The organism is Rhizobacter sp. (assembly GCA_021153565.1).
In the GTDB taxonomy this organism is placed as follows: Bacteria; Pseudomonadota; Gammaproteobacteria; order Burkholderiales; family Burkholderiaceae_C; genus Albitalea.
This window is the reverse complement of sequence record JAJKJU010000224.1, coordinates 34,183-53,104: the sequence shown is the minus strand read 5'-3', so window position 1 is coordinate 53,104 and position 18,922 is coordinate 34,183. Positions and strand designations below refer to the sequence as shown.

The following is an 18,922-nucleotide window of genomic DNA, read 5'->3' as shown; positions in this document are numbered from 1 at the left end:
GCAAGGTACGTCGGGTCGCTGGACTTCGGAAAGAAGTTTGGTGAGATCGGTCATGGCCTGCAGGAAGGGCTGGATCGGAAATGCTTACGCCGGGTTCGATGAATGGGTGTTGGTGTGCGGGCTGGTATCCAAACTGCTGTCGGTTGCGGTGCCACGCTCGCGCTGCGCCAGCCGTGCGTCGGCTGCCTGACGGTCGGCGCGGTAGCCCTTGTTGGACAACTGGTGTTCGAGGCTGTTGGCGTCCGCCGGGTCGTAGGCCATCTTCTCTGGTGCCACCGGAATATCTGCACCGCGCCTTTGGCGCAGCTTGCCCTGGCAGATCGCGCCCCTTTTTACCCTCTCCAGTTTGCCAACGACCGCATTGGGGGCCTTTGCTGCCATATCAGTCGATAGTCGCATGGCAAGGTCGAGTACAGGCGTGGATCGACTTGAGCGCGGGCTGGATGCGCTGGCGGGCGCACCTTGCCTGGCCGGGACACGCGTCCAATCGAGCTACTTGGCCCCCTTTGCACCACCATCGCCGGCACCGACACACTGGGTACTTTCTGCAGCGCCTCCAAGGTCTTTCCGGCGATGGCGTGGTGCATCTCCTGCACCCAGCGGGCTTGACGGCGCGGGCGTTCGCCGCGGCCGCACCGATGCCCGGAACCGCGGTCTAACGGGTGGTGGCGCGAAAGCCGGCTTTCAGGGCGGGCGCGTCTTATCCGAATGGAGAACGGCCCAATGTGGAGCTGGCGGGCGAACCGGCAAACTCATCCAAGGATGCGGGCCCCGGGTTCCGCCGTCGCGGCGGTCTGCGGGTCTGGGCGGGTGTCATGCCGCTGGGCCTCGCGCGGCATGACGCCCTCAAGGATTGGGCTGGGTGTCTGTCGCTTTCGTGCCATCCGCGGGAGAACCATCCTGCGTGGCCTCTTCGCCCTGGTCGACTCCTCCGCCCGAGGTCTTGCGAGCTGCCTTTTCTTGCAGTTTCTCCACTTTCTTCTTCTTCTTTGCCAGCTCGCGCTGACGCTTTTCGAACGAGTAGTTTGGCTTGGCCATGGGCCGTCCTTCATCAATTGCCGACACCCCGAGGTTACGCTGTTTTCGCGCCCCGCGACGCGGGTTACAGCGCAGTGATGAGAATCCCTTGATGCGGTCAGAAGCTCAACGTCTTCACACCCTGTGACGTTCCGAGCAGGCAAACGCTCGCGCGGTTGCGCGCGAAGATGCCCACGCTCACGACGCCCGGCCATTGATTGACCTCGCGTTCCATCGCCGCCGGATCGACGATGGACAGGCCGCGCACGTCGATGATGTGTCCACCGTTGTCGGTGACCACGCCAGCTCGAATTCTCGGCTCGCCGCCGAGCGTCCGCAGTTTGCGCACGATCTGCGCGGAAGCCATCGGAATCACTTCCACCGGTAGCGGGAAACTACCCAGTGATTGCACCAGCTTGGATTCGTCGGCGATACAGATGAAGCGCTCGGCGATATCGGCAACGATCTTCTCGCGCGTTAGCGCAGCACCGCCGCCCTTGATCATGTTGCCCGCGTGGTCGATCTCATCAGCACCGTCGATGTAGACGGGAATTCCCTCGACCGTATTGCTGTCCAACACCTGGATGCCGTGCGCCCGCAGCCGTTCGGTGCTTCGCTCGCTGCTCGACACCGCCCCGGCAATCCGGCCCTTCATGGTGGCGAGCGCGTCGATGAAGCAATTCACCGTCGACCCCGTTCCCACGCCTACGATGCTGCCTGGCACCACGTAGGCCAGGGCCGCCTGGCCGACCAACACTTTCAACTCGTCCTGGGTCATGTCGGGTTCTCTTTCAGTTGCCGCCGCGGGCGTTTGAGACAATCCGGTGATTATCCCCAGACCCGCTCCATGGCCCTCGTCCCCTACGCCCTCGCCCGCCCGTTTCTCTTCGGACTCGACCCTGAAGCTGCCCATGAACTGACGCTCGGCGCCCTGGCGCGCATCCAGCGCACGCCGCTGATCTGCACCGTGGCGCAAACGCGAGTGAATGATCCGGCAACGGTGGCGGGTTTACGATTTCCGAATCGGCTGGGCCTTGCGGCAGGGCTGGACAAGAACGGCCGATGCATCGACGGCCTGGGTGCCATGGGCTTCGGCTTTATCGAAGTCGGCACAGTGACACCCAAGGGGCAGCCTGGCAATCCGAAGCCGCGCATGTTCCGACTGCCTGAGGCGAATGCACTCATCAATCGCCTTGGTTTCAACAACGACGGACTTGCGGCCTTCATCGCGAACGTGAAGCGGGCGAAGTTTCGCGAAGGTGGCGGCATCCTCGGCTTGAACATCGGCAAGAACGCCACGACACCGATCGAGAACGCGGTGCAGGACTACCTCACCTGCCTCGACGGCGTGTATCCGCATGCCGACTACGTGACGGTGAACATCTCGTCTCCCAATACCAAGAACCTGCGCGCGCTGCAGTCGGACGACGCGCTCGATGCCCTGTTGTCGGCGGTGAGCGAACGCGACGAGCAACTGGCAAAACAGCATGGGCGTCGGGTGCCCATCTTCGTGAAGATCGCACCGGACCTCGACGAAGCACAGGTGGACGTGATCGCGGCGACATTCGCCAAGAGCGGCATCACGGGCATCGTGGCGACCAACACGACGATTGCGCGCGATGACGTCAAGCATCTGGAGCATGGCGCAGAAGCGGGCGGCCTGAGCGGCGCGCCGGTGTTCGAGGCATCGAACCGGGTGATCCGGCAGTTGCGAGCGAGGTTGCCCAAGGGCACGCCAATCATCGGCGTGGGCGGAGTGATGACCGGTGCTGATGCCGCGGCGAAGATCGCAGCGGGGGCCGATCTCGTTCAGATCTACACCGGGTTCATCTATGGCGGCCCACCCTTGGTGACTGAAGCGGCAAAGGCGATCGCAAGAGCGCATTCGTAGGCAATCCGGGGTGAGCACCGGCCCGAAGGCCTGTCCCAGATTGCATCCGCGCTATGGATTTGGCCCGGAATAGGTTCCCCTTTTGGGGGCGCTGGGCGGGCTGCGATGCAAGGCGCTCCGAGCGCAGTGGCGAGCCACACAAGTGAGGAGCAACGCCGCAGCGCGCCCCCCAAAACGGGAAATTGTTTCGGGCCAAATTCTATGGGCACGGTGCTTGCCCGTCGAGGAAGTGCGACTTAGCCCTGCCCTTCGCTGCTTCCTGCTCATACTGTGCGCCATCACCTTCGCCGGATGCCGATCCCTTCCGGCTATTCACCCGGACATGGCGCCGCCTTCTCGCCGGCAAGTGCAGGTAGAAGGCACTCACGGCCCGCTGTCGCAGGCGCGCAGCACGGCCATCATTGACGAGCTGAAGCGGCGCTCGCCGGACACCAACATTCTCGACCGCCACCTTGCGCTCGAACAGGCACTGGTGGACAGCCCACTCATATCGGGCAACAAGGTCACGCTGCTTCAAGACGGTCCCGCCACCTACAAGGCGATGCTCGCAGCCATCAAGGACGCGAAGAGCCACATTCACATGGAGACCTACATTCTCGAGGACGACGAGGTGGGTCGGCAGTTTTCGCGGGCATTCATCGACAAGCAAAGGCAAGGGGTGCCGGTGAGCATCATCTACGACGCGGTCGGCTGCCTGAGCACGCCCGCAGAGTTCTTCAAGACGCTGACGGACGCCGGCGTGCACGTTGTGCAGTTCAATCCAGTGAACCCGCTCACGGCCAAGGCGGGCTGGAATGTGAATCAGCGCGACCACCGCAAGCTGCTCGTGATCGACGGCCGCATGGCCTTCCTCGGCGGCATCAACATCAGCGGTGTGTACTCGGGCGGGTCGATCAAGTCCGGCCCGCGCAGGCCGGGCGCGATGCTGCCATGGCGCGACACACACGTGCAGATCGAGGGCCCGGTAGTGGGCCAATACCAGAAGGTGTTTCTCGACACCTGGAACAGGCAAAAAGGCGGCGCGCTGCCGCAGCGCAACTACTTTCCTGACCCGATTCCACGCGGCAAGGAAATCGTGCGCGCCATCGCCGGCTCGCCCGATGAGCCCTTCAGCGCGATCTACGCGACGCTCATCTCCGCCATCGGCAATGCGGTGACGGAGATTCTTCTCACCAATGCTTATTTCGCCCCTGACCCGCAGTTGCGGGCGGCACTTGCCAATGCAGTCAGGCGTGGCGTGGACGTGAAGCTGATCTTGCCAAGCAAGACCGACTCTGGCCTGATCTTTCACGCGGGGCGCAGCTACTACGATGAGCTGCTTCGAGCTGGCATCAAGATCTACGAACGGCGCGATGCCCTGCTGCATTCCAAGACTGTCGTGATTGACGGCGTGTGGTCCACCATCGGATCAACAAACCTCGACTGGCGCAGCTTTCTGCACAACCAGGAGTTGAACGCAGTGGTGCTGAGCGCCGATTTTGCAGCGCAGATGAAGAAGGTGTTCGAAGGCGACCTGGCCGCATCGGATCCGGTACCGCTCGAAGCCTGGGAACGGCGGTCCTTCGGATTGAGGCTGAAGGAAAGGCTCGCAAGGTTGTGGGAGTATTGGCTATGAGTCTCGTCGCGCTTCTTTCGTCACACTTTTCTCGTTCGCAAGGAACCGGTGGCCCCGAATCGGATCGCATCGTGATGACTCATCGAACCGCGCTCACTCTGCTGCGCTTGTGCGCCGCCGTGCTCCTTGGCCTGTCGATGGCGGCCGCGGCGAGGGCGTCGCCTGCCGCCGACGCCCTGCGCGCCAGGCAAGCAGCCATCGCCGAGCGTCTTGCCAACAATGCCTTCCAGCGTCCGCTCTATCTCGAATCGACGCAAACGTCCGGCGACCTGATGGGTGACGTCTACGCCGTGGTGGACCATCCCTTCGCCACCGTCGATGCGGCATTGAAGGGTGCCGATGTGTGGTGCGACGTCCTCATCCTTCATCTCAATGTCAAGCAGTGCCGCGCGTCGGGCGGGCCGCCCTCCAACACGCTGGCCGTGGCCCTTGGCAAGAAGCACGACCAATCTCTGGAAGATGCGTATCACTTGAACTTCGCCTACGAGTTCGCCTCGTCGAAGCCCGATTACTTCAAGGTGTTGATGAGCTCAAAGGAAGGACCGCTGGGCACGAGCAACTATCGAATCGTCGTCGAAGCCGCGCCGCTCGATGCGCGACGCTCGTTCCTGCACATGTCGTACGCCTACGCCTACGGTTTCGCAGCGCGAGTGGCCATGCAGGGCTACCTCGCCACGGTGGGCAGCAGCAAGGTTGGCTTCAGCATTGTGGGCAAGAAGTCCGACGGGCAACCGGTGTACGTGGACAACGTGCGCGGCGTGATCGAGCGCAACACGATGCGCTACTACCTGGCGATCGACGCCTATCTCTCAGCGGTGGATTTGCCACAAGCGCAGAGACAGGAACATCGTCTGCGCGAGTGGTATTCGGCCACGGAGCGATATCCCAGGCAACTTCATGAGATGGAGCAAGACGACTATCTCGCGATGAAGCAAAAGGAAATCGCGCGGCAGAAGGGAATTTCATAGCCAGAGTGCAACCCGGGGATGGGCCTTGACGCCAACGGCCGAGGTGCCCGCGGCCTCTGATCAAACGTGAACCTGTTCTCCATCAACCCACCTTCTTCTTCGCCAGCCGCTTCCGCACATGGTGGCAAGCCCGGCTGCGCAAGAGCCTGTGGGGCTGCCTTCCCGTATTGCTCCCTCTCCCCTTCGGGGAGAGGGCTGGGGTGAGGGGCCTGGGCCTCTGTTCAAACATGAACCTGTCCTCCATCAACCCACCTTCTTCATCGCCAGCAGCTTCCGCACATGGTGGCAAGCCCGGCTGCGCAGGCAGTCTGTGGGGCTGCCTTCATGGAGATGGGTTTGACTATTTGGGAACCCCTCACCCCAACCCTCTCCCCCCGCCAGGGGAGAGGGAGCCGAAATGCGTTACTTCGATGCGGGGGCTTGCACTCAAGGCTACGAATTCAATGCAATGACGCGCCGGTCTTGGCCTGCAACTCTTCTCGAGTCACATCGGGCGCAAGCTCCACCACCTTCAATCCTTGCGGCGTCACGTCCATCACTGCGAGGTCGGTGATGATGCGGTTGACCACGCCCACACCTGTCAGGGGCAGCGTGCACTTCGAAAGAATCTTCAGATCGGTGGTGCCGTCCTTCTTCTTCGCGACGTGTTCCATCACGACGATCACGCGGGGTACGCCGGCGACGAGGTCCATCGCGCCGCCCATGCCCTTGACCATCTTGCCGGGAATCATCCAGTTGGCGAGATCGCCAGTGGCACTGACCTGCATTGCGCCGAGGATGGAGAGATTGATCTTGCCGCCGCGGATCATTGCGAAGCTGTCGTGCGAGCCGAAGATGCTTGACCCCGGAATCGTGGTCACGGTCTGCTTGCCAGCATTGATGAGGTCTGCGTCAACCTCGTCTTCTTTAGGGAAGGGCCCGATGCCCAGCATGCCGTTCTCGCTTTGCAGCCAGACTTCGATGCCCCGCGGCACGAAATTCGCGACCAGCGTCGGAATGCCGATGCCGAGGTTGACGTAGTAGCCGTCCTTGAGTTCTTGCGCGGCCTTGGCCGCCATTTGGTCTTGAGTCCAGGGCATGTCGGTCTCCTTAGTTCGCCGGCCGGGTCGTGCGCTTCTCGATGCGCTTCTCGGGATTTGCGTTCACGACGATGCGGTGAACGTAGATGCCCGCCAAGTGCACGTCGTCCGGATCGATGTCGCCGACTTCGACGAGGTGTTCGACCTCAACGATCGTGAGCCTGCCGGCCATGGCGGCCGCCGGATTGAAGTTGCGTGCCGTGCGTCGGAACACGAGGTTGCCGCTTTTGTCGGCTTTGTAGGCCTTGACCAGCGACACCTCGGGGTTGAGTGCTCGCTCCATCACGTAGACGTGTCCCTCGAACTCGCGTGTTTCCTTGCCCTCGGCAACGATGGTGCCGACGCCGGTGCGGGTAAAGAAGGCCGGGATGCCGGCGCCGCCTGCACGCAGCTTCTCGGCCAGCGTGCCTTGCGGCGTGAACTCGAGTTCCAGTTCGCCGGCAAGGTATTGGCGCTCGAACTCCTTGTTCTCACCGACATAGCTCGAGATCATCTTCTTGATCTGGCGCGTCTCCAGCAACTGGCCAAGACCGAAGCCGTCGACGCCGGCATTGTTCGAGATCACCGTGAGGTCCTTGACACCCGAGTCGCGCAGTGCCGCGATCAGAGCCTCAGGGATGCCGCAGAGGCCGAAGCCGCCGACTGCCATCAACTGGCCGTCCTTGACGATGCCATTGAGCGCAACGGCCGCGCTCGGATACACCTTGTTCATTCGCCGTCTCCAATTGGAATTTGCAACGCAGCGCGAAGCGTACTACGTAACCCATTACGTAGTCGTACGTAGAATTGACTAAACCGCCTCGGTACAAGCCCCATGAATTCCCTAGCGCCGCTGGACTACCGGACCGCTTTCGACCTCGCGCCGATCGGGTTGGTTATTTCCCGCAACCGGTTGATGGTGGACTGCAACCAGCAATTGCTCGACATGTTCGGCGCCACGCGCGCGCAGTTGGTCGGGCAGTCGTTCGAGGTGCTATACCCGACGCACGACGAGTTCGAACGAACCGGTGCACGCATCGTGGCAAGCCTGAACGCGCGAGGGTGGTACGCTGACGAGCGCGTCATGAAGCGCGGTGGGTCAAAGCGCGGCGACTTGTTCTGGTGCCATGTGTCAGGACGCGCCCTCAACCCGAAGCAGCCTCACGCGGCGGGCATCTGGAGCTTCGAGGACTTGTCGGCGCGGCGGCAGGTGAAGGCGGATCTGACGCCACGCGAACGCGAGATCGCCGCGCTGTTGATCGAAGGCTTGACGAGCAAACAGGTCGGCAAGCGCCTCGAAATCAGTCCGCGCACCGTTGACGTCTATCGCGCTCGCCTCATGAAGAAGTACGGCGCCGCTACGACCCCTTTGCTGGTTCAGAAGCTTCTGAGCGCCTGAGAGGCTGAGAGGCTGAGAGGCTGAGAGGCTGAGAGGCTGAGAGTATTTCGATCATGTCCGCTCATCACGTCAAAAGACCCTGCTCGTCGTTGCAAATGCTCGCCATAGCCCGGGCTATGGCTGTGCTTTGCGCCTAGATCAGGCGCCTTTTGACGCGCTGCTCGGACACGCTCGAACAACTCTCAGCCTCTGAGGAACTCACTGCCAATGGCATCGAGCAAGTCTTCGAGCGAGACCGGTTTCACCAGGTGCTGGTCGAAACCGGCTTCGGTAGTCGCCCGCTTGTCGTCGTCGCGCCCATAACCCGTCATCGCAATCAGTCGTGTTTGCGCGAGCGCCGGCATGGCGCGCAAGCGACGCGCAACGTCGAAACCGGTGATGCCGGGGAGCCCGAGGTCCAGCACGATGGTGTCGGGCGGATCGGCTTGCGCAAGCTGCAGTGCCGTGTTGCCGTCATGCGCCAGTGAAACGCTGTGGCCCGACATCCGCAGCAGCGCGGCCAGGCTGGTCGCCGCGTCGACGTTGTCATCCACGACCAGCAAGCGGCGGCCTCTGGGATGAGCAAGATCATTCGCTTTGGACTCGGCCTCGGTCGCTGCCTCGACCGACAGCGGCAGCGACACCGTCATCTGAGTACCCTGACCGAGGCCTGCGCTGGTGGCCGTCACTTCGCCGCCGTGCAACTGAACGATGGCCTTGGCCAGCGTGAGGCCAATGCCCAGTCCGCCTTCGGAGCGGTCCAGCGTGCGTTCGCCCTGCGTAAAGAGATTGAAGGCCGTGTCGATCAACTGCTTGGACATTCCGATGCCGTTGTCAATGACATGGAGGTAAGCCGTCGGGCCGTGCTGTTCCAGCAGCACCTGCACCCGCCCGCCACTGGGCGTGTATTTCGCCGCGTTGGTCACGAGGTTCACGATCACCTGGGTGATCCGTGTGGGGTCGCAGTCGACGTACACGGGCTGCGGCGGCAGCGTGACCTCGAACGCGTGGCCGAAGCGCACGACGGTCGAGCGGACAGACTCCACTGCGCTTGCCAACGTGGCCCCCAGTTCGGCCCTCTCCGTGCGCAACTGAATCTTGCCGCTCGTGATGCGGCTCACATCCAGCAGGTCGTCGACAAGACGCGAAAGGTGAACCACCTGGCGGCCGATCAACTGCGTGGGCCACTGCAGTTCCGGGGTTGTACTCAGCTTTTCGAGAATGCCCACCGCATTGCCAATGGGCGCAAGTGGATTGCGCAACTCGTGCGCGAGCATGGCAATGAACTCATTGATGCGCTTGCCCTCGGTTTCCAGTTCCTGGACACGACGCCGTTCCGTCAGATCCCGCGTAATCTGCGCGAAACCGCGCAACGTGCCCTCCCCATCAATCAGCGCGGTGAGCGACACATCGGCCCAGAAACGGCTGCCATCGCCTCTCGAGCGCCATCCGATGTCCTCGGAAAATCCTTGCTTGCGGGCAATGGCAAGCTCGATCCGCGGCTTGCCCGCGACAACGTCCTCTTCGGTGTAAAGCTTTGCGGCGTCCTGGCCGACAATTTCCTCGGAGCTATAGCCGTGTACCCGTACCGCACCCGCGTTCCAGCCGAGCACGATGCCGTTCGGGTCGAGCATGAACATGGCGTGGTCCTTGACGCCCTCGATCAGGAATCGAAGGCTCTCTTCACTGCGCCGCAGGCGCTCTTCCTGCTCGCGTCGCTGGGTCAGGTCGCGGGTGATCTTCGAAAAGCCGAGCAGTTCGCCGTTCGGCCCTCTCATGGCGGTAATGATCACATTGGCCCAGAAGCGGCGCCCGCCTTTGGCAATTCGCCAGCCCTCATCTTCGAAGCGGCCCAGATCCGTCGCCTTTTGCAGCTCGATTGCTGGCCAATCTGACGCAAGTGCCTCGGCGGGATAGAAGGTCGAGAAATGCTTGCCGATGATTTCGTCGGCCGTGTAGCCCTTGAGCCGCTGAGCCCCGACGTTCCATGTAGTCACTATGCCAGCCGGCGTCAGCATGAAGATGGCGTAGTCCTCTACGCTCTCGACGAGGCGCCGGAATGCCTCTTCGCGATGAAGCTCCGGTATCGCCGGCTTGGGATGCGAAACACTCTCAGCACTCATGCAAGACGCTCCTTGCGGAACTGGAGAATTTGAGACGGGCTCGAGTTGTCGAAGTGCTCAGGATTTGGGGTATGGCTCAATGGGAATCACACCAAGTGCCGATCGACCACTCCTGGCAAGGCCACTGACCCACGGACCTCTACTGAGAGGCTGAGAGTATTTCGATCATGCCCGCTCATCACGTCAAAAGACCCCTGCTCGTCGTTACAAATGCTCGCCATAGCCCGGGCTATGGCTGCGCTTTGCGCCTAGATCAGGCGCCTTTTAACGTGCTGCTCGGTCACGCTCGAAAAACTCTCAGCCTCTGAGGAAAATCTCAAATTCCTGTTCCTGCCTTGCTCACGCCCAATTCGGCATAGAGGCGATCGACGAGGGCACGCAGTTCGCCGATCTCGGCTTCCATCGATGACTGCCGGAGCTTCAGCGACGCTAACTCGCTCGCTGCCACGAAATCTTCTCCGTCGGGTGACATCGCCATCTGCGATGTGTCCACCGCGCCGCACAGGAGATGCGCCCATCGAGCCTCGCGCGCGCCAGGCGCGCGCGGCAGCTTTATCACCAGCGGCCCGCCCTTCTCTGCCGAACGCTCGGCCAATTCGGTCAGGAATGCATCGACTGACGAGACATCGGCGAAGCGATGCAGACGCTCGCAATTCATGCGCAATTCGGCTGCAGTCTGCGGGCCGCGCAGCATCAGTACCGCCAACACCGCCACCGATTGCGAAGGCAGCGACAAGGCGCGGCCCATGTTGTGCTCGTATCGACTCACGCGCGATCCGCTCGACTCAAAGGCGAGGCTCAGCGACTTCAGTGCGTCGACGGCGACCTGCACCTCGGACTCGGTCGCATTGATGACCGGGTCGCGTGCTGTCTTCTGATTGCAGCCCGACACCAGCGAGTTGAGCGACAGCGGGTAGCTGTCCGGCACCGTGTGTGCCTTTTCGATCAGCACCCCCAAGGCGCGTGCTTCGAGCAAAGAGAGTTCCCTGATCATCAGACGCCACCGGTGCGCCGCAAGGCGGCTGAGCGCACCCTCGGGGTGCGGGAGTGAAATGACGTGGAGGCCGACATCAGACCGCGAACCCGTCGTCGGCCTGGATGACAGCACCATTGATGAAATGGCTTTCGTTCGCCACCAGCATCATCAGCGTCGAGTCGAGGTCTTGCGGCTGCCCAACGCGCTTGCGCGGCAGCGTGTCGATGAGGCGCTTGCCTTGATCGGTCTGCCAGTGATGGTGGTTGATCTCGGTGTCGATGTATCCCGGGCAGATGGCATTCACATTGATGCCGTAACGGCCCCATTCCAGCGCCATCGCCTTTGTCATGTGAATGACCGCGGCCTTGCTCATGCAGTACACGCCGATCTGGCTCAGCACGCGCAAGCCAGCCATGGACGCAATGTTGACGATGCGCCCGCCTGTGAAGGTGCCTGGCGCCGAGCCCTTGGCGCGAGCCAGCATGCGCTTGCCCACCTCTTGCGCCACGAAGAATGCGCCCTTGGTGTTGGTATCGAAGACGTAGTCGTAATCGTCTTCGGTGACGTCGGTGATCTTCTGCGTGGTGCTCACCCCCGAGTTGTTGATGAGGATGTCCAGCGTGCCCATCTCCGTCTCGGCATGCGCGACGGCAGCACGGATGCTATGAAGGTCTGTCACGTCGACCGTGACCACGTGTGCGTCGCCGCCAGAGGCTTCGATCTCGGCGCGAAGCGTCTTGAGCCGCTCGATGCGACGACCTGCAAGCACCACGCCGCACCCGGCGGCGGCCAGCGTCTTCGCGAACTGCGTACCCAAGCCGCTCGACGCGCCGGTGACGAGCGCAACGCGCCCGGACAAATCAATGCAGTAACTCATGCGCCGTACTCCTCAGGTCTTGTGCATTGAGGAAACGATAGCACGCGCTTCATGCGAAACGCTGTCCTGTACATGCGCGAGTCGACGCGACTCACCCCAAATAGCACGATCGTTCGCTTCACAAGGCTACCCCCGTAGAATGCCGCGCGGTTCAAATTACAAGGAAGCCCGATGACACCACAAGCGATCCTCGATCAATACGGCCCACGCGAGTCGATGGAATACGACGTGATGGTCATCGGCGCCGGACCTGGCGGCTTGGCCACCGCCATCCGCATCAAGCAGCTCGCGGCCGAGCAAGGCAAGGAGGTCTCGGTCGTCGTGCTGGAAAAAGGCTCTGAGCCTGGGGCGCACATCCTGTCGGGCGCCGTGATGGATCCGCGAGCCATCACGGAGCTCATCCCCAACTGGAAAGAACTGGGCGCGCCGCTGAACCAGCCGGTCACGGGCGACGACATACTTTTCCTCACGGAAACCGGTGCGACCCGAACGCCCGACTGGCTGGTGCCGCCGCCCATGCACAACGAGGGAAACTATGTCATCAGCCTTGGCAACGTCGTGCGCTGGCTGGCACAGCAGGCTGAGGCCCTGGGTGTTGAAATCTTTCCCGGCTTCGCTGCTGCCGAAGTGCTCTACAACGAAGATGGCGCAGTCAAGGGCGTGGCCACGGGCAACCTCGGCGTGGGCAAGGACGGCGAACCGACCGAGAACTTCCAGCTCGGCATGGAGTTGCATGCCAAGTACACGATCTTCGCCGAGGGCGCACGTGGCCACCTCGGCAAGCAACTCATCCGCAATTTCAAGCTCGACGAAGGCCGCGACCCGGCGAGCTGGGCCATCGGCGTGAAAGAACTTTGGGAGATCGACCCCGCCAAGGCCGAGCCCGGCCTCGTGGTCCACACCGCCGGCTGGCCGATGGACACAGACACCTTTGGCGGCGGTTTTCTGTACCACCTCGAAGACAACAAGGTGACGCTCGGCCTCGTGGTCGGCCTCGACTACAAGAACCCATGGCTGAGTCCTTTCGAGGAGATGCAACGCTGGAAGACGCACCCCGCCATTCGAAAACATCTGGAAGGCGGCAAGCGCATCGGCTACGGTGCACGCGCCATCAACAACGGCATGCCGCAGTGCTTGCCCAAGACGGTGTTTCCGGGCGGCGCCCTGGTTGGTTGCGATGCGGGCTACATGAACGCGGCGCGCATCAAGGGCAGCCACGCAGCGATCAAGTCGGGCATGCTGGCTGCGGAAGCGGCGTTCGCAGCGGTCACATCCGGCCGTCAGCATGATGAGCTGAGCGCTTATCCCGAGGCATTCGAAAAGAGCTGGCTAAACGAAGAACTGCAGGCTTCTCGCAACTTCAAGCCGTGGTTCAAGAAGGGCTTCTGGGTCGGCTCGTTCATGACCGGCATCGAGCAATGGCTACTGCCTAAGCTCGGCATCAAGAGCCCGCCGTGGACGCTGCACCGGGACACTCCCGACAACGAGTACCTGCTACCGGCGGACCAATGCAAGAAGATCGAATACCCGAAGGCGGACGGCAAACTCACCTTCGACCGGTTGAGCAGCGTGTTCGTGAGCAACACGAATCACGAAGAGAACCAGCCGGCACACCTGACGCTCAAGAATGCCTTGGTGCCGGTGCAGATCAATCTTGCGAAGTATGCAGGGCCGGAGAGCCGCTACTGCCCGGCGGGGGTGTACGAGTTCGTGAACGACGGGACTGGTGAGCGTTTGCAGATCAACGCGCAGAACTGTGTTCACTGCAAGACGTGCGATATCAAAGACCCGACGCAGAACATCGTGTGGGTGACGCCGGAGGGTGGAGGCGGGCCGAATTATTCGGGGATGTGATCCAACTCCAGATGCAATCCGGGATGAGCGTTGCCGCAAGGATTTGGCCCGGAATTCATCCGGGCTGAATTACCGCACCAACACCTGCCGATTCGCATGCACGTGCGTGCGAATCGAGCCTTGTTCTGAAGCAGTCGGCTACACTCGGCTCTGTTCAGGAGAGAGCTTCGATTGAAGCCGCCGAAGGCGCAGGGCAGATAGCCCGAACGCTCAGGCAAAAGGACTGACAAAGCGCCTTGAAAGTTATTGCAAGGCGCTCCTCGCTGGAGAGAGGCTCACCCCGAGTGAGTCCACCGAAGGGGCAAGCGGCAGGGCCGGGATCCGGCAGCCGTCAATCTCTCAGGTAAAGCGGACAGAGAGGGCATCCCAACGTGTGGAAAATGCGTTGATCCAAGAATGCCCTCGGAGAGTCAAAATGTCCGCTACCGAACTGCTCAAGACCCCGCTCTACGCCCTGCACCTCGAACTGGGTGCCAAGATGGTTCCCTTTGCCGGCTACGACATGCCGGTGAACTACCCCGGCGGCATCATTGCCGAGCACAAGCAGTGCCGCGAATCCGCCGCCCTCTTCGACGTGTCCCACATGGGCCAACTGCGCATCATGGGCGACGACGCGGCCAGGGCACTCGAATCGCTCGTGCCGGTCGACGTGGTCGATCTGGCACCCGGCAAGCAGCGTTACGCCTTCTTCACGAATTCGAACGGCGGCATCCTCGACGACCTGATGATCACGCGGCGCGAGAACGATTTCTTCGTCGTCGTGAATGCGGCATGCAAGGATGCCGACATCCGGCACCTCATCACAAACATCGGCCACCGCTGCAACATTCAGCCCCTGCCCGACCGCGGCCTGCTCGCCCTGCAAGGACCCAAGGCCGTGACGGCCCTGTCGCGCTTGAATCCGCAAGTGGCCCAACTCACCTTCATGACCGGCGGGCATTTCAAGCTCGCCGACATCGATTGCTTCGTGACACGTTCGGGCTACACCGGTGAAGACGGCTTCGAGATTTCCGTGCCAGCCGAAAGCGCCGAAGAACTCGCCCGCGTCCTGCTCGCGCAGCCCGAAGTGAAGCCCGGCGGCCTCGGCGCGCGCGACACGCTGCGGCTGGAAGCGGGGCTTTGCCTCTACGGCCACGACATCAACCAGACCACCACGCCCGTCGAAGCGGCGCTCACCTGGGCGATCCAGAAAGTACGCCGTCCCGGCGGTGCGCGAGCCGGCGGCTACCCCGGTGCGGCCGCGATCGAAGGCCAACTCGCGTCGGGTGCCGTCATCAAACGAGTGGGCCTCCTCGGCCTTGAGCGCGTGCCGGTTCGCGAAGGCGCAAAAATCGTCGATTCACACGGACACGGTCTGGGCCACGTGACGAGCGGCACGCTCGCGCCATGCGTCAATCACCCCATCGCCATGGCCTACCTGGCCGCCAACCACGCACTGCCGAACCACGAGGTTTATGCAGAAGTGCGCGGCAAGCGACAGCCAATGCGCGTGTCACCCATGCCTTTTTCACCCCATCGATATTTCCGCGGTTGATCCCGCCCGCCCAACAAACCCACACCTAGGAGCAAACGCCCATGACGACCATGTTCACCCCGGACCACGAGTGGATCAACATCGAAGACCACGAGGCCGCAACTGTCGGTATCACGCTGCATGCGCAGGATGCGCTGGGCGACGTGGTCTTCGTGGATCTGCCCGAGGTGGGGCGCACTTTCAAGAAAGGCGAAGTCGCCGGCGTCGTCGAATCGGTCAAGGCCGCGGCGGATTTGTACATGCCGGTGGCCGGCGAGATCGTGGAAGTGAACGAGGCGCTGCGCGCCGATCCGTCGCTTGCAAACTCCGATCCGCTTGGCAACGGATGGTTCTTCAAGGTCCACGTGTCCGACATGGGCGAGTTCGATCAGTTGATGGATCAGCCTGCTTATGACGTGTTGGTGAAGAACAGCTGATTTCACCAATATCGGTTCGTGCTGAAGCATCGAAGCCTCGCCTGCACAAAGAGGCCTTCGATACCTCAGGCCGATCGGGTTGTATTGGCCGATCGGGTTGTTTTGCCGATCGGGTCGTATTCCCGAACAGGTGTTTGTTCTCCGCACGGAAACTCCTCTCTGCATCGTTAAGCCCAGGAAGTCCCCATGTTGATGTCCGCCAACCAGCCCCAAACCAGCCCTCTCGCTGAACTGGAGAATGCCTCCGAGTTCGTCGCACGCCACATCGGCATCGAGGCGGAAGATGAACGACACATGCTGTCGGTGATCGGCCTTGCCTCGCGCCAGGCGCTGATTGAGGCGATCGTGCCGAGCTCGATCGCGCGCGGCAATCCGATGAACCTGCCCTCACCGTTGACTGAAGCGCAGGCGCTGGCTGAGCTGAAGGGCATCGCGGGCAAGAACAAGCTGCTCAAGAGTTTCATCGGCCAGGGGTATCACGGCACACACACGCCCGGTGTCATCTTGCGCAATGTGCTTGAGAACCCGGCCTGGTACACCGCTTACACGCCCTACCAGGCAGAGATTTCTCAGGGCCGCATGGAGGCGCTGGTCAACTTCCAGACCATGGTGACCGATCTCACCGGTCTCGCGATGGCGAACGCGTCGATGCTCGACGAGGCCACCTCCGCTGCCGAGGCGATGACGCTTGCCGCTCGTGTAGGCAAGAGCAAATCGACGATCTTCTTTGTGGCCGATGACGTGCTGCCGCAGACGCTGGAAGTAGTCCGCACCCGTGCCGAACCGCTGGGCATCACTGTCGTGACGGGCCCTGCAGGCGATGTTGCAGGCGCTGGCGCATTCGCCGCCCTTTTCCAGTACCCCGGCGTCAACGGCGTGGTACGCCATCTCAAGCCCCTCATCGACGCTGTACACGCCGCCGACGGACTCGCCATCGTCGCGGCCGACCTGCTTTCACTCACGCTGCTCAGGCCTCCGGGCGAGATGGGCGCGGACATCGCCATCGGCACCACACAGCGCTTCGGCATGCCGATGTGCAACGGCGGCCCGCACGCCGCCTACATGGCGACCAAGGATGAGTTCAAGCGTTCGATGCCGGGTCGCCTCGTCGGCGTGAGCGTCGATGTGCATGGCAACCCTGCGTATCGCCTCGCGCTCCAAACGCGCGAGCAGCACATCCGCCGCGAGAAGGCCACTTCCAATATCTGCACGGCGCAGGTGCTGCCTGCCGTGGTCGCAAGCATGTTCGCGGTTTATCACGGGCCGGAAGGCCTGAAGCGTATCGCGCGCCGCGTGGCGAGCTATACGGCTGTGCTGGCGGCAGGTCTGAAGCAGCTCGGCTGCAAACTCGCGCATGAGTCAGCCTTCGACACCCTCGAAGTCGTCACTGGCGATCGCACCGCGTCCGTCCTCGAAGCGGCGCGCAACGCGGGCTTCAACCTGCGCCGGGCATCGGCCAGCAGCGTCGGCATCACGCTGGATGAAACAACCGATCGCGAAGACATCCATTCGCTGTGGAGCTTGTTCGCCCACGGCCAGTTGCTGCCTTCCTTCGAGCAGTTCGAGAACGGTGTCGCGCCCCTGCTGCCGACCGAACTACATAGGCAAAGCGCTTTCCTGACGCACCCGGTGTTCAACGCGTACCACAGCGAAACGGAGATGCTGCGCTATATCCGCAGTCTGTCCGACAAAGATCTCGCGCTTGACCGCTCGATGATTCCGCTGGGTTCGTGCACGATGAAGCTCAACGCGACCAGCGAGATGATTCCGATCACCTGGCCCGAGTTCGCCAACATCCACCCATTCGCTCCGCGTGATCAGTTGGCGGGTTACGACGAGCTCGATCAACTGCTTCGCGGCTGGCTGTGCCAGGCGACGGGCTATGCCGGCATCAGCCTGCAGCCGAACGCCGGATCGCAAGGCGAATACGCGGGACTGCTGATCATCAAGGCCTACCACGCGGCACGCGGCGAGAGCCATCGAAACATCTGCCTGATTCCGGAATCGGCGCACGGCACGAACCCCGCCAGCGCACAGATGGTCGGCATGCAGGTCGTCGTGACGAAGTGCGACGACGAAGGCAACGTCGATCTCGACGACCTGAAGGCCAAGTGCGAGAAGCATGGCAGCCACCTGGCCGCCATGATGATCACCTACCCATCGACCTATGGCGTGTTTGAGCAGCGCGTGAAGGAGCTGTGCCAGCTGGTCCACAGCTACGGCGGCCGGGTCTATGTCGACGGCGCGAACATGAACGCACTGGTCGGTGTTGCAGCACCGGGCCAGTTCGGCGGTGACGTGAGCCATCTCAACCTGCACAAGACCTTCTGCATTCCGCACGGCGGCGGCGGTCCCGGCGTCGGCCCGGTGTGCGTGGTGGCGGACCTGGTGCCCTATCTGCCTGCGCACCGTTCGGCGAACGTCGGCACCGACACGCAGATCGGCGCCGTGTCTGCCGCGCCGCTCGGCAATGCCGGGGTGCTGCCAATCAGCTGGATGTACGTCCGCATGATGGGCGTCGACGGCCTCAAGCTGGCGACCGAGACCGCCATCCTGAGCGCGAACTACATTGCCGCCACTCTCGCCGATCACTACGACATCCACTTCAGCGGCAACAACTCCGAGGTCAAGGGTGGGGGCGTGGCGCACGAGTGCATTCTCGATTTGCGTCCGCTCAAGGACACTTCGGGTGTGAGTGCCGAAGACGTGGCCAAGCGCTTGATTGACTACGGCTTTCACGCGCCGACGCTGAGCTTCCCCGTTGCGGGCACGTTGATGGTCGAACCGACCGAAAGCGAACCGTTGAAGGAACTCGATCGTTTCTGCGAAGCGATGATCGCGATCCGCAACGAGATCCGCAAAGTCGAAAACGGCGCATGGCCGCGTGAGGACAACCCGCTGAAGGCTGCCCCGCATACGACCGAGGCGTTGCTCAAGCCCGAATGGCCGCACGCGTATTCGCGCGAAGAAGCGGCGTATCCGCTGAAATCCCTGCGCCTGCAGAAATACTGGTCACCCGTCGGCCGCGTAGACAACGTGTACGGCGACCGCAATCTCTTCTGCAGCTGCGTGCCTCTCTCCGCCTACGAAGATTAGGAATGTCGACCACCACGTCGCCTTGCTCCTGCCCCCGAGGGGGCGCTCAGGGTTCGGCGCCCCCGATTCCCGCTCGAAGACCGAAACTTGCGCACCTGATCGTTCGCTGCGCGCATCTC

16 protein-coding genes and 2 riboswitches are annotated in these 18,922 nt (G+C 62.3%); of the genes, 8 read left to right on the top strand and 8 right to left on the bottom strand.

Annotated elements, in window-relative coordinates:
* Nucleotides 1–84: 84 nt before the first annotated feature.
* The 3 genes from AC30NL_RS14290 to rpiA all read right to left on the bottom strand — a co-directional run bounded on the left by AC30NL_RS14290 (nucleotide 85) and on the right by rpiA (nucleotide 1,795).
* Nucleotides 85–399 carry a hypothetical protein gene (locus tag AC30NL_RS14290; RefSeq protein ID WP_489464661.1) on the bottom strand — a complete coding sequence of 105 codons (315 nt, stop codon included), beginning with the start codon at nucleotides 397–399 and terminating at the stop codon, nucleotides 85–87.
* Nucleotides 400–846: 447 nt separating this feature from the next.
* Complete coding sequence (locus tag AC30NL_RS14285) at nucleotides 847–1,038, bottom strand: hypothetical protein (RefSeq protein ID WP_489464660.1); 192 nt, start codon at nucleotides 1,036–1,038, stop codon at nucleotides 847–849.
* Between the two features lie 97 nt (nucleotides 1,039–1,135).
* Nucleotides 1,136–1,795 (bottom strand): ribose-5-phosphate isomerase RpiA, encoded by a 660-nt coding sequence (rpiA, locus tag AC30NL_RS14280; protein ID WP_489464659.1) that lies wholly within the window; start codon nucleotides 1,793–1,795, stop codon nucleotides 1,136–1,138.
* A gap of 69 nt (nucleotides 1,796–1,864) precedes the next feature.
* On the opposite strand from rpiA, the gene AC30NL_RS14275 reads away from it, so the two are divergent.
* The 3 genes from AC30NL_RS14275 to AC30NL_RS14265 all read left to right on the top strand — a co-directional run bounded on the left by AC30NL_RS14275 (nucleotide 1,865) and on the right by AC30NL_RS14265 (nucleotide 5,491).
* Nucleotides 1,865–2,908, top strand: a complete 1,044-nt coding sequence (locus tag AC30NL_RS14275) for a quinone-dependent dihydroorotate dehydrogenase (protein WP_489464658.1) — start codon at nucleotides 1,865–1,867, stop codon at nucleotides 2,906–2,908.
* A 322-nt stretch (nucleotides 2,909–3,230) separates the two neighbouring features.
* Complete coding sequence (gene cls / locus AC30NL_RS14270; RefSeq protein WP_489464657.1) at nucleotides 3,231–4,523, top strand: cardiolipin synthase; 1,293 nt, start codon at nucleotides 3,231–3,233, stop codon at nucleotides 4,521–4,523.
* Nucleotides 4,524–4,597: 74 nt separating this feature from the next.
* A complete protein-coding gene (locus tag AC30NL_RS14265) occupies nucleotides 4,598–5,491 on the top strand; it encodes a hypothetical protein (RefSeq protein WP_489464670.1) in 894 nt (297 codons plus the stop codon).
* 440 nt (nucleotides 5,492–5,931) lie between these two features.
* Here AC30NL_RS14265 and AC30NL_RS14260 read toward each other — a convergent pair whose 3' ends face one another.
* A complete protein-coding gene (locus tag AC30NL_RS14260) occupies nucleotides 5,932–6,570 on the bottom strand; it encodes a CoA transferase subunit B (RefSeq protein WP_489464656.1) in 639 nt (212 codons plus the stop codon).
* Between the two features lie 10 nt (nucleotides 6,571–6,580).
* Nucleotides 6,581–7,282 carry a CoA transferase subunit A gene (locus AC30NL_RS14255; protein WP_489464655.1) on the bottom strand — a complete coding sequence of 234 codons (702 nt, stop codon included), beginning with the start codon at nucleotides 7,280–7,282 and terminating at the stop codon, nucleotides 6,581–6,583.
* A gap of 102 nt (nucleotides 7,283–7,384) precedes the next feature.
* Here AC30NL_RS14255 and AC30NL_RS14250 point away from each other — a divergent pair, with 102 nt between their 5' ends.
* Nucleotides 7,385–7,948: a LuxR C-terminal-related transcriptional regulator gene (locus AC30NL_RS14250; protein WP_489464654.1), complete on the top strand. Its 564-nt coding sequence runs from the start codon at nucleotides 7,385–7,387 to the stop codon at nucleotides 7,946–7,948.
* A gap of 182 nt (nucleotides 7,949–8,130) precedes the next feature.
* Here the strand turns inward: AC30NL_RS14250 and AC30NL_RS14245 are convergent, their stop codons facing one another.
* The 3 genes from AC30NL_RS14245 to AC30NL_RS14235 form a co-directional block, all read right to left on the bottom strand.
* On the bottom strand, nucleotides 8,131–10,050 hold the full coding sequence (locus tag AC30NL_RS14245) for a PAS domain-containing hybrid sensor histidine kinase/response regulator (protein ID WP_489464653.1): 1,920 nt from the start codon (nucleotides 10,048–10,050) through the stop codon (nucleotides 8,131–8,133).
* Nucleotides 10,051–10,366: 316 nt separating this feature from the next.
* Nucleotides 10,367–11,044 (bottom strand): YceH family protein, encoded by a 678-nt coding sequence (locus AC30NL_RS14240; RefSeq protein ID WP_489464652.1) that lies wholly within the window; start codon nucleotides 11,042–11,044, stop codon nucleotides 10,367–10,369.
* A gap of 76 nt (nucleotides 11,045–11,120) precedes the next feature.
* On the bottom strand, nucleotides 11,121–11,903 hold the full coding sequence (locus tag AC30NL_RS14235; protein WP_489464651.1) for an SDR family oxidoreductase: 783 nt from the start codon (nucleotides 11,901–11,903) through the stop codon (nucleotides 11,121–11,123).
* Between the two features lie 171 nt (nucleotides 11,904–12,074).
* Here AC30NL_RS14235 and AC30NL_RS14230 point away from each other — a divergent pair, with 171 nt between their 5' ends.
* The 4 genes from AC30NL_RS14230 to gcvP all read left to right on the top strand — a co-directional run bounded on the left by AC30NL_RS14230 (nucleotide 12,075) and on the right by gcvP (nucleotide 18,803).
* Nucleotides 12,075–13,757, top strand: a complete 1,683-nt coding sequence (locus tag AC30NL_RS14230; protein WP_489464650.1) for an electron transfer flavoprotein-ubiquinone oxidoreductase — start codon at nucleotides 12,075–12,077, stop codon at nucleotides 13,755–13,757.
* Nucleotides 13,758–13,902: 145 nt separating this feature from the next.
* A riboswitch (glycine riboswitch) is annotated at nucleotides 13,903–13,993 on the top strand.
* Between the two features lie 17 nt (nucleotides 13,994–14,010).
* Nucleotides 14,011–14,123, top strand: a riboswitch (glycine riboswitch).
* Nucleotides 14,124–14,172: 49 nt separating this feature from the next.
* Nucleotides 14,173–15,291, top strand: a complete 1,119-nt coding sequence (gene gcvT, locus AC30NL_RS14225; protein WP_489464649.1) for a glycine cleavage system aminomethyltransferase GcvT — start codon at nucleotides 14,173–14,175, stop codon at nucleotides 15,289–15,291.
* 41 nt (nucleotides 15,292–15,332) lie between these two features.
* Nucleotides 15,333–15,707 (top strand): glycine cleavage system protein GcvH, encoded by a 375-nt coding sequence (gene gcvH, locus AC30NL_RS14220; protein WP_489464648.1) that lies wholly within the window; start codon nucleotides 15,333–15,335, stop codon nucleotides 15,705–15,707.
* A 186-nt stretch (nucleotides 15,708–15,893) separates the two neighbouring features.
* A complete protein-coding gene (gcvP, locus tag AC30NL_RS14215) occupies nucleotides 15,894–18,803 on the top strand; it encodes an aminomethyl-transferring glycine dehydrogenase (RefSeq protein WP_489464647.1) in 2,910 nt (969 codons plus the stop codon).
* Nucleotides 18,804–18,922 lie beyond the last annotated feature (119 nt).